This window comes from Azoarcus sp. DD4 (genome assembly GCF_006496635.1).
Taxonomy (GTDB): Bacteria; Pseudomonadota; Gammaproteobacteria; order Burkholderiales; family Rhodocyclaceae; genus Azoarcus.
Genome location: NZ_CP022958.1, coordinates 3,994,049 through 4,007,673, shown reverse-complemented (window position 1 = coordinate 4,007,673; position 13,625 = coordinate 3,994,049). Strand labels below are relative to the sequence as shown.

The following is a 13,625-nucleotide window of genomic DNA, read 5'->3' as shown; positions in this document are numbered from 1 at the left end:
ATCGCCGCCGCCGTGCAGCGCCCCAGCCCTATTTCACCGCTGTCGAGGAGATCGCGCCCTTGGCGCCGATGCCCAGGGTCATCGGGAAGGACACGTGGTGGAAGCGGGTGGTGACGTTGTCGTCATGGACGGCGAAGCCCACGCTGACCACGCTGCCGGGTTTGAGCGCCTTGTCGTCGGCCGGGTGGCCGGTGTCGAGCTTGCGCGTCCACACCACCGTCCACATGCCGTCCTTCCAGCTGCCCTTGACGTCCGCGTTGTCGGCCGCCGAGCCGCTGGCGTCGGCGCGCGACAGCAGGCGCCCGGGGAGCACGTCGCCTTTCTTCCATCCGGCCGCGGCATCGTAGGCCACCGCGTTCTCTTCCCGGATGATGGCGTGGGGCTTGGATGCGTTGCCGATGTCCTGCAGCGTGATCGCCTTGGCGCCCACCTTCCTGGCATCGAACATGAACTTCGGCGTCATGGTCTTGCGGTCCACATTCCAGCTGAAGGGATTCTTGCCTTCGTCGGACAGGCGGTATTCGAGCACGTAACCGTCGTCGGCCATCCCGACCGGGTTGCTGCGATGGGCGCGCCACTGCATCAGCTCGAGGAACTCGCCCGCTGCCTTGAGCCGGGCGATGTCTTCCGCGGAGCGGGTCTTGTCCCAGCTCGCGGCGTCGTCGCTGCGGGTGCCGGGCAGGTACTTGCGGACATCGCTTTCCTTCAGCGTCTTGCCGATCAGCGCATGGGCCTGCACCTGCTCCTTGCCCACCTCGCCGGGCATGTCGCGCATGCCGTTGTGGCAGGTCAGCCAGCAGCCCTGGTTCTTGAACAGCGGCACCTTGCCGTCGTCTATCATCAGCGCCAGGCGGTCCTCGTAGAGCGGCGGTTCGGCGCCGCTGCGCACCTTTTCCTCGGAGCGGGCATCGCCGAAGAAGACCCATTTCTCGCCGTCGTACATCATGTAGTCGTGCATCTGGCCGGCACGATCCATCTGGGTCTTCCACTGGAAGCGCAGGTAGAGGTTGGTGGCGTCGTGGGCGGCCTGGACCTGGAGGTCCATGACGCCCTGCTTGCCGGCGATGGGCGCGGGTTCGAGGCGGTCGCCCTTGACGAGCTTGGCGCCGATTTCGGCCTCTTCCCCCTCATGGCACGAGATACAGGAATCGCCGGCCTTGACCTTGCCGTCGGCGCGCTTGTGGGCGGGGCTCTTGAGCCAGTCGTAGCTGCTCTGGCCCGGGTAGAACAACTTGATGGTCTGGACCGGAATCTGCGACCAGTCGGCCGGTGGCGCCGACAGCGCCGTTGTCGAAAACGTTGCCGCCAGTGCTGCAATCGCCACGCCGTGCGCGGGCTTCGATGTCGATGCAATCATCGTGTCTCCTCCTCCGTCCGGTTCGTACGACAAACGTGCTGGGGGATGGGAAAGCACTGGCAGGCCGGGGCCCGGTGCGCTTTTTATTGCCGAGGTGCTGCGGTCGCCTGCCGAGGCGACTCGAAGCGCGTCCGGCTTTGATCCTTCATAGCACATCGGACTATCGATGAGGCAAACGAATGGTGCCGGTGGTGCAAGGCGACACGCCCGGGCACCGGCACCCGCTAGTCGGGGCCGGCGCGCAGGCGCGGAACGAAGGCGGGCGTGCGCTCGCGGTAGCGCCGGTACTCGTCACCGAATCCGGCGATCGCATCGTCTTCCTCGCGGCGCGCGAGGCGGGCATAGACCAGCAGCAGCACCGGGAACATCGCCAGCGTCACCAGCGTCGGCCATTGCAGCAGGAAGCCGGACATCACCAGCACGAAGGCGACGTACTGCGGATGGCGGATGCGCGCATAGGGGCCGGTGCAGGCCACGCGATGCTCGCGCTGCGCCTGGTACAGCACCGGCCAGGCCTTCGCCAGCAGCCAGAAGCCGGCGACGATGAATGCGGTGCTGGCCAGATGGAAGGGTCCGAAGTGCGGATTGCCGCGCCAGCCGAACATGACTTCCAGCAGATGGCCGGAATCGTGGGCCGAGAAATCCACGCCGGGAAAGTGCGCGGACAGCCAGCCCGACAGCAGATAGATCGTCAGCGGAAAGCCGTACATCTCGGTGAACAGCGCGACGATGAAGGCCGAGTAGGCGCCGAGCGAGCGCCAGTCGCGCGAGCTGCGCGGCCGGGCGAAGCTGAAGGCGAAGGCGATGAAGAATAGCGAGTTGATGACGACCAGCGACCACAGGCCGTAGGCGGGCGTGTCAGACATCGCGTTTCTCCGCGGCGTCGGCATGCCGCCGGTCGTGACCGTGACCGCCGCCGTGAGGGCGATGGCCGTGATGCATGAACAGATGCATCAGCGGGCAGGCGAGCAGCAACAGCCAGGGCAGCAGGCCGAGCAGATGGGCGCGGTGTTCGGCGAGCAGGTAGAAGGCGGCCAGGGCGAGAAAGCCGATGAACACCCATTTCGGTTTTGTCTGCCCCTTGTCCTGCGGCGGGGGCGAACGGGGGGCGTCGTGCAATGAGCTCATGACGGTTCTCCCGGGCGGGGCGATGCCGGGCAGGCGACCCAGAAGCCGAGCAGACCCATCCAGTGCCCGCGTTTCTCGACGGTATCGAAACCGCTGCGTTGCAGGAAGGCGGGAATCTCGCCGCGCAGGTTGGCGGCGGTCATCGGCATCGCCAGCATCGGCCACAGCAGCAGCCACCACAGCGGCGTGGCCGGGCGGTCGAGATCGACGATGACGAGCCGGCCGCCCGGCTTGAGCACGCGATGCACCTCGCGCAGGCCGGCGAGCTTGGTGGCGGGCGGCAGGTGGTGCAGCATGGCGCTCGACAGCACCGCGTCGAAGGACGCATCGGCAAAGGGCAGCGCCTCGATCGCGGCGACCTCGAAGCGCGCCCGGCTCGCTTCGGCAGCGGCGGCGCGGCGGGCGGCCGCGATCATCGCCGGCGCGGCGTCGATGCCGGTGACGCTGCCGCCGGGGCCGACCGCGTCGGCCGCGAGGCGGGTGAGCACGCCGGTGCCGCAGCCGACGTCGAGCACCTGTTCGCCGGCCCGCAGCGCGGCGTGGCGCAGGGTCTCGCGGCGAAAGGCGGGGCCGAGCCCGAGCCTGGGGCAGTACCAGTCGTAGATCGGCGCCGCCCAGCCCAGGGTGACGCCGTGGGTGTGCGGTGCGGTTTCGGTCGGGTAGGCGTCGGTGCCGCGCAGGCGCAGGGCGGCCCACACCAGGATGAGCGGGCAGACCAGCAGCAGCGCCGCCACCACCGCGCCCGGCCAGCCCGGCCCCCAGCGCCACAGCACCACGGCCGCCAGCGTCACCGCCAGTGCCGGGCAGATCCACATCCAGTTGTCGAGCGGACGTTTCATGGCTCATCCCCGTGGCGGGGTCAGACCTTCGCCCGGTTCAGCCGCAGCGCGTTGCCGACCACCGACACCGAGCTGAAGCTCATCGCCAGCGCGGCGATCATCGGCGACAGCAGCAGGCCGAAGGCCGGGTAGAGCAGGCCGGCGGCGATGGGTACGCCGAGGGCGTTGTAGAGCAGCGCGAACAGCAGGTTCTGGCGCATGTTGGCGACGGTGGCGAGCGAGATGTTGCGCGCGGTGGCGATGCCGCGCAGGTCGCCCTTCACCAGCGTCAGGTGGGCGCTGTTCATCGCCACGTCGGTGCCGGTGCCCATGGCGATGCCGACGTTGGCGCGCGCCAGCGCCGGGGCGTCGTTGATGCCGTCGCCCGCCATCGCGACGACGCGGCCTTCGCCCTGCAGCCTGGCGACCAGCGCATCCTTGTCGGCCGGCTTGACCTCGCCGTGCACCGCGTCGATGCCCAGCCGGGCGCCGACCGCGCGCGCGGTGGTGAGGCCGTCGCCGGTGGCCATGACGATGCGCATGCCGCTGTCGCGCAGCGTGCGCAGCGCGTCGGGGGTGGAAGCCTTGATGGGGTCGGCCACCGCGACCAGTCCGGCGAGCGCGCCATCGACCGCGAGGTGCATCACGCTGGCGCCCTCCTGGCGCAGCGCTTCGGCGCGTGCGGCGAGGGGCTGCCAGGCGATGCCTTCGTCGTCCATCAGCGCGCTGTTGCCGAGCACCACCCGGCGGCCTTCCACCGTGCCGTGTACGCCGATGCCGGACGAGGATTCGAAGCGGTCCGGCGTCGTCAGCTTCAGTCCGCGCTGCCTGGCCTCGGCGACGATGGCGTGGGCGAGCGGGTGTTCGCTGCCCTGGTCGAGGCTGGCGGCGATGCGCAGCACCTCGTCCTCGGTCCAGCCTGCGGCGGCGGCAAGGGCATGGAAGGCGGGGCGGCCTTCGGTGAGGGTGCCGGTCTTGTCCACGATCAGGGTGTCGACCTGGCGCAGCGATTCGATGGCCGCGGCGTCGCGGAACAGCACGCCGTGGGTGGCGGCCTTGCCGGTGGCGACCATCACCGACATCGGCGTCGCCAGGCCGAGCGCGCAGGGGCAGGCGATGATGAGTACCGCGACGGCGTTGATCAGGCCGTAGGCCCAGCTCGGCTGCGGGCCGTAGAGCCCCCAGGCGAAGAAGCTGGCGAGCGCGATCAGCACCACCCCGACCACGAACCAGCCGGCGACCACGTCGGCCATGCGCTGCATGGGCGCGCGCGAGCGCTGGGCCTGGGCCACCATCTGCACGATCTGCGCCAGCACCGTCTGGCTGCCGATTTTTTCCGCCACCATCACCAGCGCGCCGCTGGTGTTCAGCGTGGCGCCGATCAGCTTGTCGCCCGGCCGCTTGGTCACCGGGATGGGTTCGCCGGTGAGCATGGATTCGTCCACCGCGCTTTCGCCCTCGATCACGCCGCCATCCACCGGCACCTTCTCGCCCGGGCGCACGCGCAGGCGGTCGCCCGGATGCACATGGGCGAGCGGGATGTCCTCCTCGCCGCCGTCGGTGCGGATGCGGCGCGCGGTCTTGGGCGCGAGGCCGAGCAGCGCCTTGATCGCGGCGCCGGTCTCGGCGCGCGCCTTCAGTTCCATCACCTGGCCGAGCAGGGTCAGCGAGATGATCACCGCGGCAGCTTCGAAATACACCGCGACGTGCTCGCCCATGCGGAACGAGTGCGGGAAGAGGTCGGGCGCGACGGTGGCGATCACGCTGTAGACATAGGCGGCGCCGGTGCCCAGGCCGATCAGCGTCCACATGTTGGGGCTGCGCTGGCGGATGGATTGCACGCAGCGCACGAAGAAGGGCGCGCCCGCCCACAGCACCACCGGGGTGGCGAGCGCGAGTTCCACCCACGGCCGCGCGGCGCCGAGCAGCGGGTCGAACAGGCCGCCGGACATCGCGATCAGGGTGACGGCCAGGGTGAGCGGCAGCGTCCACCAGAAGCGGCGGCGGAAGTCGGCGAGTTCCGGGCTGCTTTCGGCCTCGGCCGACGGCAGCACCGGTTCCAGCGCCATGCCGCACTTGGGGCAGGTGCCGGGGCCGATCTGGCGGATCTCGGGGTGCATCGGGCAGGTGTATTCGGTGCCGTCGGCTGCGGCGGTCTCGGGCTGTGTGGCCGGGGCGAGATAGCGCTGCGGGTCGGCCTGGAAGCGGGTCAGGCAGTGCGCGCTGCAGAAGCGGTAGTCGTGGCCGGCGTGGCTGGCGCGATGGGGCGAATCCGGCTTCACCGCCATGCCGCAGACCGGGTCTCTGGCGTCGTCGGCGGAGGCGGGCGGAGGGGCGTGATGGTGGTGGTCGGCATGAAGCACCGCGTCGCCGTCGTGATGCAGGTGTTGGTGGCGCATGACAGGACTCCCCGTGCGCAGCGGCGCATTGCGCTGCCGCTTTTTCAGCATAGTGCGCCGCGGCGGCTGACGTCAGGCTGGCGGGCGGATGACATTCCCGTCATCTGCGGCGCGGCCGCCGATTTGCGCTACCCTGCGCGTCCGCGACGCCCCGGCCCGGTTCCGAGGGCGGCGGCTTCGTGTTCTGCTGAGGAAACCATGGATAGTCTCGAAGACCTGCGTGCGGGCAAGCTGGCCGGCGCGCAGCGCCTGAAGCTCGCCTGCGGGCTGACCGAGTTCCCGCGCGAGATCTTCCAGCTCGCCGACACGCTGGAGGTGCTGGATCTCTCCGGCAACCGGCTGTCGTCGCTGCCGGACGAGCTGCCGCGCCTGCAGCGGCTGCGCATCCTGTTCTGCTCGGATAACGACTTCACCGAACTGCCCGAGGTGCTTGGCCGCTGTCCGCAGCTGGAGATGGTCGGCTTCAAGGCCAATCGCATCGCCACCGTGTCCGGCGGCGCGCTGCCGGCGCAGCTGCGCTGGTTCATCCTCACCGACAACCGCATCGACACCCTGCCGGACGAGATCGGCCGCTGCCCCCGGTTGCAGAAGCTGATGCTGGCCGGCAACCGCCTGCGCACCCTGCCGGCCGGTCTGGCCGATTGCCGGCGGCTGGAGCTGCTGCGGATCTCCGCCAACCACCTGGAGACGCTGCCCGACTGGCTGTTGACGATGCCGCGGCTGGGCTGGCTGGCCTTCGGCGGCAATCCGTTCTGCACCGGGCTGGAGGACGCGGCGCTGGCGCACGACCCGATCGCCACGCTGGACTGGGCGGATCTGCAAGCGGGCGAGCAGCTGGGCGAGGGCGCGTCGGGCGTGATCCAGCGCGCGCTGCTGCGCGGTGAGCCGCCGCAGGCGGTTGCGGTCAAGCGCTTCAAGGGCGCCGTCACCAGCGACGGCCTGCCGCACTCTGAGATGGCGGCCTGCGTGCATGCCGGCGCCCATCCCAATCTGGTGCCTGCGCTGGGCAAGCTGGCGGACGGTGCGGACGGCGCCGGCGGCTTGGTGATGGGGCTGATTCCGCCTGCCTTCCGCAACCTCGCCGGCCCGCCGAGCATGGCGTCCTGCACCCGCGACGTCTATGCGGAAGGCACGCGCTTCACGCCGCAACAGGCCCTGTCCATTGCCGGTGGCGTCGCCTCGGTGGCGACCCACCTGCATGCGCGCGGCCTGATGCACGGCGACCTCTATGGCCACAACATCCTGCATGACGGCGAGGGGCGGGTGCTGCTGGGCGATTTCGGCGCCGCCTCGTTCTACCGGCGCGAGGACGCGGCGCTGGCTGCCGCCCTGGAGCGCATCGAACTGCGTGCCTTCGGCTGTCTGCTGGAGGAACTGGCCGAGCGCTGCGACCCGACGCCGGCGCTGCGGGCCGGCTTGGGGGCGCTGGTGAGCGCCTGCCTGAACGAGCGCCCGTCGTCGCGGCCGAGCTTCGCCGCCGTCGAGCACCTGCTGGCGGACTGCGCCCGCCAGCTTCCTGCTTGAGCCGGCGGGCTCCCGGCGCTGTCAGTCCGCGGTGGCGGTCGAGAGCGGCTGGTAGCCGCTCCGCCGCAACTGCCATTCCTTCACCACCGCGTACAGCGCCGGGATCACCGCCAGCGTCAGCACGGTCGAGGAGATCATGCCGCCCACCATCGGTGCGGCGATGCGGCTCATGACCTCGGCGCCGGTGCCGCTGCTCCACATGATGGGCAGGAGGCCGGCCATGATCGCCACCACCGTCATCATCTTGGGCCGCACCCGCTCCACCGCGCCTTCCATGATGGCCGCGTAGAGGTCGGCCGCTGTCGGCGCGCGGCCCTCGGTGGCGCGGCGGGCGCGGATCGCGTCCCAGGCGTGGTCGAGGTAGATCAGCATGATGACGCCGGTTTCGGCGGCGACGCCGGCGAGCGCGATGAAGCCGACCGCCACCGCCACGCTCATCTGGTAGCCCAGCCACCACATCAGCCACACCCCGCCGACCAAGGCGAAGGGCACCGACAGCATCACGATCAGGGTCTCGGTCAGCCGCCGGAAATTGAGGTAGAGCAGCACGAAGATCAGCACCAGGGTCAGCGGCACGACGATCTTCATCTTCTCCTTGGCGCGCTCCATGTTCTCGAACTGCCCGCTCCAGGTGGCGTAGTAGCCGGCCGGGAAGCTGACCTGCTCGGCCACCGCCCGCTGCGCGCGCTTGACGAAGGCGCCGATGTCGGCCTCGCGGGTGTCGACATACACATAGGCGGCGAGCAGGGCGTTCTCGGTGCGTATCGCCGGGGCGCCGCGGACGATGCGCACCTCGGCGAGCTGGCCGAGCGGGACGGCGCCGTTCATGGTCGGCACCAGCACCTCGGCGGCGATGCGTTGCGGGCTGTCGCGCAGCGCGCGCGGGTAGCGCACCGCGACGTTGTAGCGCTCCAGGCCTTCCACCGTGGTGGTGACCATGTCGCCGCCGAGCGCGGTGGCGACCACCTCCTGGACCATGTCGACCGACAGGCCGTAGCGGGCGAGCTGTTCGCGCCTGGGTTCGATATCGACGTAGTAGCCGCCGGCCACGCGTTCGGCGTAGGCGCTGGCGGTGCCCGGCACGGTGCGCACCGCGGCCTCCACCTGTTTGGCGACGGTTTCCAGCGTCTCCAGATCCTTGCCGAACACCTTGACGCCCACCGGCGTGCGGATGCCGGTGCTGAGCATGTCGATGCGGGCCTTGATCGGCATGGTCCAGGAATTGGCGAGGCCGGGGAACTTGAGTGCCGCGTCCATCTCGGCGATCAGCGCGTCGGTGGTGAGGCCCGGCCGCCATTCGCTTTGCGGCTTGAGCTTGATGACGGTCTCGAACATCTCCAGCGGCGCCGGGTCGGTGGCGGTGTTGGCGCGGCCGGCCTTGCCATAGACCGATTCCACCTCGGGGAAGGTCTTGATGATGCGGTTGGTGGTGGCGAGCAGCCGCCCGGCCTCGGTGGTCGACATCCCCGGCAGCGCCGCCGGCATGTAGAACAGCGTGCCCTCGTTGAGGGTGGGCATGAACTCCGAGCCGATCTGGCGCGCCGGAACCAGCGTCGCCGCCATCGCCAGCAGCGCCAGCGCGATGGTGACCCACTTGAAGCGCAGCACGGCGCGGATGATGGGGCGGTAGAGCCAGATCAGCAGGCGGTTCACCGGGTTCTTCGCCTCCGGCAGGATGCGGCCGCGCACGAAGAACAGCATCAGCACCGGCACCAGCGTCACCGACAGCAGCGCCGCGCCCGCCATGGCGAAGGTCTTGGTGAAGGCGAGCGGCGAGAACAGCCGGCCCTCCTGGCCTTCGAGGGTGAACACGGGGAGGAAGGAGACGGTGATGATGAGCAGCGAGAAGAAGAGGGCGGGGCCGACTTCCTTGCAGGCGGCGAGGATGGCGGCGACGCGGGCGGTGTTGGTTCCCTCCCCTTCAAGGGGGCGGAGGCGGGGTTTCGCAGAGCACTGCTCTGCGCCGCCGGAGCGGCGAGGCGAAGCGGAGACTTCCGGGTTAGGGTGGGGATGGGGTAGGTTTCCATCGCCGTCGAACCCCATCCCCACCCCCGCCCTCCCCTTGAAGGGGAGGGAGTTGGACGGCGAGTCGTCACGGACATCGCTCCTGCTTTGCGCTGAAGCCTCCAACCGCTCCAGATGCTTGTGCGCGTTCTCGATCATCACGATCGCCGCATCCACCATCGCGCCGATCGCTATCGCGATCCCGCCCAGGCTCATGATGTCCGCCCCCAGACCGAGCGCGCGCATCGCGACGAAGGCGAACAGGATGCCGAGCGGCAGGGTGATGATGGCGACCAGCGCGCTGCGCACGTGCAGCAGGAAGACCACGCACACCGCGGCGACGATCAGGCTTTCCTCCAGCAGCGTCCATCGCAGGTTGGCGATGGCGCGCTCGATCAGTTCGGCGCGGTCGTATACCGGCACGATTTCGGCGCCCGTGGGCAGGCCGGGGGCGATCTCGGCGATCTTGGCCTTGACGTTGGCGATCACGTCGAGCGCGTTCTGGCCGAAGCGCGCCATGACGATGCCGGAGGCGACCTCGCCTTCGCCGTTCAGCTCGGCGATGCCGCGGCGCTCGGCCGGCACCAGCTCGACGCGGCCGATGTCGGCGATGCGTACCGGGGTGCCGTTCTCGCTCTTCAATACCAGCCCGGCAATGTCGTCCACGCTGCGCAGGTAGCCGCGGCCACGCACCATGTATTCCTTTTCCGCCATCTCCACCACGCGGCCGCCGACGTCGCGGTTGGCGTTGCGGATGGCGCGGCTCACCTCATCGAGCGCGATGCCGTAACCGGCCAGCCGGCGCGGATCGACGGTGACCTGGTACTCGCGCACGAAGCCGCCGACGCTCGCCACTTCCGCCACGCCGTGGGCCTTGGTGAGCTGGTAGCGCACATACCAGTCCTGCAGGCTGCGGGTGTCGGCGAGCGACATGTCCTTGCCGAGCACCGCATACTGATAGACCCAGCCGACGCCGGTGGCGTCCGGTCCGATCTGCGGCGCCACCCCCTGCGGCAGGCGACCGGCGGCGGTGCTGAGGTATTCCAGCACCCGCGAGCGCGCCCAGTAGATGTCGGTGCCGTCCTCGAAGATCACGTACACATAGGACGCGCCGAACATCGAGAAGCCGCGCACCACCTTGGCCCGCGGCACCGCCAGCATCGCGGTGGTGAGCGGGTAGGTCACCTGGTCCTCCACCACCTGCGGCGCCTGGCCGGGGTAGTCGGTATAGACGATGACCTGCACATCCGACAGATCGGGCAGGGCGTCGAGCGGGGTGTGCTTGACCGCGTAGAGGCCGCCGCCGATCAGCAGCAGGGTGCCGAGCAGGACCAGGAAGACGTTGCGGGCGGACCAGTCGATCAGGCGGGCGAGCATGTCAGGGTTTCCCGTGGCCGGCGTGGTCCGCAGCCCGCGCCGTCGGCTCGATCTTCGTGACCACGAATTCGCCCGGCGCCCGCTGTTCGAAGCGGAAGCGGATCGCCGTCCCCGGCGCCACCCCGGCCACCACCTCCGCCGAGGCGATACCGAAATCCATCGTCATCTCAGGCCACTGCAGCGCCGGGATGGGGCCGTGGCTGACGGTGATCGAGTTCATCGCCAGGTCGATGCCGTCCAGCGTGCCGGTGGCTTCGAAGTCCTGGGCGGCCGCCGGCTGCGTGGCGTCGGCCGTGGCTTCGGTCAGGTTGGAAAGTGCGGCCTTCAGCTGGCTCTCGGAGTCGATCAGGAAGTTGGCCGACACCACCACCCGCTCGCCGGCCTTCAGGCCTTCGCTCACCTCGACGAAATCCTGGCCGCGCGCGCCCAGCTTCACCGGCTGCGGTTTGTAGCGGCCTTCGGCTAGCGCGATCAGCACCACCTGGCGGTGGCCGTCGTCGATCACCGCCGAGGCGGGCACCGTCACCCGCGGCGCGGCGGGGCCGGCGGCGAGTTCGACATGGGCGAACATGCCCGGTCGCAGCAGGCGTTCGCGGTTGTCGAGTTCGAGGCGGACCGGCGTGCTGCGGGTGGCGGCGTTGAGCGTCGGATAAACGTAGGCCACCCGCGCATCGAAGCGGCGGCCGGGGAAGGCGTCGAGGCTGACGCCAGCCGGCTGGCCGACCGCGACGCGGGCAAGGTCCTGCTCGTAGACCTCGGCGATCACCCACACCCGCGACAGGTCGGCGATGCGGTAGATCGCCTCGCCGGGCATGAAACGCGCACCCTGCACCGCGTTCTTCTCGAGCACGATGCCGTCGGCGGGGGCGTGGAAGGTGTGCCGCGCGGGCGCTTTGGTCGCTGCGGCAGCCCCCTCGGGGGGCGACTCGGCCCGCAGGGCCGGGGCGGGGGCGGTGATCTCCCAATTCTTCAACCGTTCGCGGGTGGCCTGGGCCAGCCGGGCGGCGGAGGCTGCGGCGGCCGGATCGGTGGCGGCGGCGTCGCGCTGCAGCTGTTCGGCGATACGCAATTCCTCGCCGGCCGACTGCAGCTCCGGGCTGTAGACGGTGAACAGCGGCTGGCCACGGCGTACCGGGTCACCGACCGCGCTGACGTGCAGGCGCTCGATCCAGCCTTCGAAGCGTGGCGCTACCGCCACCACCGAACGCTCGTCGAGTTCGATGCGGCCGACCACGCGCAGCCCGGCATCGAGCACGCGTTCTTCGGCGAGTGCGGTCTTGACGCCCAGCAACTGCACCCGCGCCGGGCTGACGCGGACCACGCCGGCGTCGTCGGGCGTGTCGTCGGCATAGACCGGGATGTAGTCCATGCCCATCGAATCCTTCTTGGGCACCGGCGAGGTGTCGGGCAGGCCCATCGGGTTGCGGTAATAGAGCGGCTTGCGCTCGCCGGCGGCGGCCGGCGCTGCGCCATCGCTGGCGGGCGCGGCGGCGGGGTGACCGGCGTTGCGGCTGCCGGCCCAGTAGCCGGCGCCGAGCGCCAGCGCCACCGCAAGCGCGGCGAGGGAAAGTTGCGCTGCGGGCTTCACTGCATCTCTCCTGCGAGTTTTTCCAGTTCGGCGAGCGCGGAACGGGTTTCGACCTCGGTTTCCAGCGCGCGCATGCGGATGTCGATCAACTGGCGCTCGGCCTCGATCACGCTGTCGAAATCGACGCGGCCGTTGGCGAAGGCGCTGCGGGTGGCGTCGCGGGTGGCCTCGGCCTGTGGCCGCAGGCTGCCGGTGAGCAGGCGCAGCGTTTCGCGGCTGGCGGCGTAGGCGGCGTAGCTGCGGCCGAGTTCGCCCTGCAGGCGTTGCTCGGCGGCGCTGCGGCGCATGTCGGCGGCGGTCACCATGTGTTCGGCCTCGCGTTCGCGCGCGCGGCGGGCGGACTGCTGCAGCGGGATCATCACCTCTACCATCAGATCCCAGGAGTTCTCGCCGTCGCGCGGCCGGTTGTTGGTGAGGCCGACGCTCCAGTCCGGGTAGCGGTCGCGCAGGGTGCGGTCGCGCTCTACGCGGGCGACGTCGGCGCCGGAGGCTTCCGCCGCCAGTTCCGGGTTGGCGGCGCGCACGCGCTCCAGCAGCGCGGCGAACTGCGGGGTTTCCGGCAGGGGCGCGGGGTCGAGCGGCGCGGCCAGCGCCTCTGTCGCCGGCCGCGACAGCAGCGCGTTCAGGGCCGCGGCGGCGCCGCTGCGTTTCTGCTCCACCGCTACCTGCGCCAGCCGCTGGGTGGTGATCTCGCGCTGGGCACGCAGCACCGCCTGCTGGGGCAGCAGGCCGAGCTTGTAGCGGCTGAGCGTGGTCTCTTCCAGGCCCTGCAGCAGCGCCAGCGCGTCGCGGTTGAGCCGGGCCTCGCGGTCGGCGGCGTAGTAGCGCAGCCAGGCCATCTTGATGTCGGCGGCGAGCGCCACCCAGGCCGCGTCGCGTGCGGAATCCGCCTTCTGCGCCCGCGCCTCGGCGGCGCGGCTGTCGAGCTCGCGCTTGCCCCAGGCGGGCAGCGGCTGGATCACCCGGTAGCGCGTCTCGCCGACCTGGCCCGGCACCAGCGTGGTCTTGCCGCCGCTCATGCGGTTGGTGAAGTCCATCAGTTCCACCTGGAAGCTCGGGTCGGGCAGCGCACCCGCCGAACCGATGCGCTCGCGCGCGGCCTCGGCCTCGGCGCGTTCGGCGGCGAAGGCGGGGTTGTTGAGCCGGGCGTGTTCGAGCAGGCCGGGGATGGAGGCGCCGAGGGCGGGGGCGTCGGCGAAAGCAGGGCCGCTGCCGGCCAATGCCAGCAGGAGGGCGATAACCCCTCTGCCCACGATCCCCTCGAATCGGTACTTCATGATCGTGACTCCGGCATTTCTTCTTGAAGGTTTCTTGCTGCCGTATCGAACCACCGCCCGGGACGACGTGCGGGGGTTTGCGGAGCGGGCGAGGACGGTCTGAGCGAGCAGAGCGAGCGAGTTCCGCTGTCCGCGGAGCACGTTCCCGCGCGG

9 protein-coding genes are annotated in these 13,625 nt (G+C 70.3%); 1 reads left to right on the top strand and 8 read right to left on the bottom strand.

Going from position 1 to position 13,625, the window contains the following annotated elements:
* Nucleotides 1–28: 28 nt before the first annotated feature.
* The 5 genes from CJ010_RS18540 to CJ010_RS18520 form a co-directional block, all read right to left on the bottom strand.
* Nucleotides 29–1,357: an ethylbenzene dehydrogenase-related protein gene (locus tag CJ010_RS18540; RefSeq protein WP_141019423.1), complete on the bottom strand. Its 1,329-nt coding sequence runs from the start codon at nt 1,355–1,357 to the stop codon at nt 29–31.
* A 224-nt stretch (nt 1,358–1,581) separates the two neighbouring features.
* Nucleotides 1,582–2,223 carry an isoprenylcysteine carboxylmethyltransferase family protein gene (locus CJ010_RS18535; RefSeq protein WP_141019422.1) on the bottom strand — a complete coding sequence of 214 codons (642 nt, stop codon included), beginning with the start codon at nt 2,221–2,223 and terminating at the stop codon, nt 1,582–1,584.
* A complete protein-coding gene (locus CJ010_RS18530; RefSeq protein WP_141019421.1) occupies nt 2,216–2,485 on the bottom strand; it encodes a DUF2933 domain-containing protein in 270 nt (89 codons plus the stop codon). The genes CJ010_RS18535 and CJ010_RS18530 overlap by 8 nt, the downstream gene beginning before the upstream one ends.
* Nucleotides 2,482–3,324, bottom strand: a complete 843-nt coding sequence (locus tag CJ010_RS18525; protein ID WP_240794406.1) for a class I SAM-dependent methyltransferase — start codon at nt 3,322–3,324, stop codon at nt 2,482–2,484. The genes CJ010_RS18530 and CJ010_RS18525 overlap by 4 nt, the downstream gene beginning before the upstream one ends.
* A 20-nt stretch (nt 3,325–3,344) precedes the next feature.
* Complete coding sequence (locus CJ010_RS18520; RefSeq protein ID WP_371415671.1) at nt 3,345–5,702, bottom strand: heavy metal translocating P-type ATPase; 2,358 nt, start codon at nt 5,700–5,702, stop codon at nt 3,345–3,347.
* Nucleotides 5,703–5,900: 198 nt separating this feature from the next.
* Here CJ010_RS18520 and CJ010_RS18515 point away from each other — a divergent pair, with 198 nt between their 5' ends.
* Nucleotides 5,901–7,226, top strand: coding sequence for a leucine-rich repeat-containing protein kinase family protein (locus CJ010_RS18515; RefSeq protein WP_141019420.1), 1,326 nt, complete (start codon nt 5,901–5,903; stop codon nt 7,224–7,226).
* 21 nt (nt 7,227–7,247) lie between these two features.
* On the opposite strand, the gene CJ010_RS18510 is transcribed toward CJ010_RS18515, so the two are convergent.
* The 3 genes from CJ010_RS18510 to CJ010_RS18500 are packed head-to-tail and all read right to left on the bottom strand — an operon-like array spanning nt 7,248 to nt 13,472.
* Entirely contained in the window at nt 7,248–10,607 is a 3,360-nt protein-coding gene (locus tag CJ010_RS18510) for an efflux RND transporter permease subunit (protein ID WP_141019419.1), read from the bottom strand.
* 1 nt (nt 10,608) lies between these two features.
* Complete coding sequence (locus tag CJ010_RS18505) at nt 10,609–12,195, bottom strand: efflux RND transporter periplasmic adaptor subunit (RefSeq protein WP_141019418.1); 1,587 nt, start codon at nt 12,193–12,195, stop codon at nt 10,609–10,611.
* Nucleotides 12,192–13,472, bottom strand: a complete 1,281-nt coding sequence (locus CJ010_RS18500; RefSeq protein WP_141019417.1) for a TolC family protein — start codon at nt 13,470–13,472, stop codon at nt 12,192–12,194. The genes CJ010_RS18505 and CJ010_RS18500 overlap by 4 nt, the downstream gene beginning before the upstream one ends.
* Between the last annotated feature and the right edge of the window lie 153 nt (nt 13,473–13,625).

What these genes read in the sequence shown, in the direction of transcription:
- CJ010_RS18510 (WP_141019419.1), bottom strand. Translation starts at nt 10,607, where the DNA reads ATGCTCGCCCGCCTGATCGACTGGTCCGCCCGCAACGTCTTCCTGGTC.
- CJ010_RS18540 (WP_141019423.1), bottom strand. Translation starts at nt 1,357, where the DNA reads ATGATTGCATCGACATCGAAGCCCGCGCACGGCGTGGCGATTGCAGCA.
- CJ010_RS18530 (WP_141019421.1), bottom strand. Translation starts at nt 2,485, where the DNA reads ATGAGCTCATTGCACGACGCCCCCCGTTCGCCCCCGCCGCAGGACAAG.
- CJ010_RS18525 (WP_240794406.1), bottom strand. Translation starts at nt 3,324, where the DNA reads ATGAAACGTCCGCTCGACAACTGGATGTGGATCTGCCCGGCACTGGCG.
- CJ010_RS18515 (WP_141019420.1), top strand. Translation starts at nt 5,901, where the DNA reads ATGGATAGTCTCGAAGACCTGCGTGCGGGCAAGCTGGCCGGCGCGCAG.
- CJ010_RS18500 (WP_141019417.1), bottom strand. Translation starts at nt 13,472, where the DNA reads ATGAAGTACCGATTCGAGGGGATCGTGGGCAGAGGGGTTATCGCCCTC.
- CJ010_RS18535 (WP_141019422.1), bottom strand. Translation starts at nt 2,223, where the DNA reads ATGTCTGACACGCCCGCCTACGGCCTGTGGTCGCTGGTCGTCATCAAC.
- CJ010_RS18520 (WP_371415671.1), bottom strand. Translation starts at nt 5,702, where the DNA reads ATGCGCCACCAACACCTGCATCACGACGGCGACGCGGTGCTTCATGCC.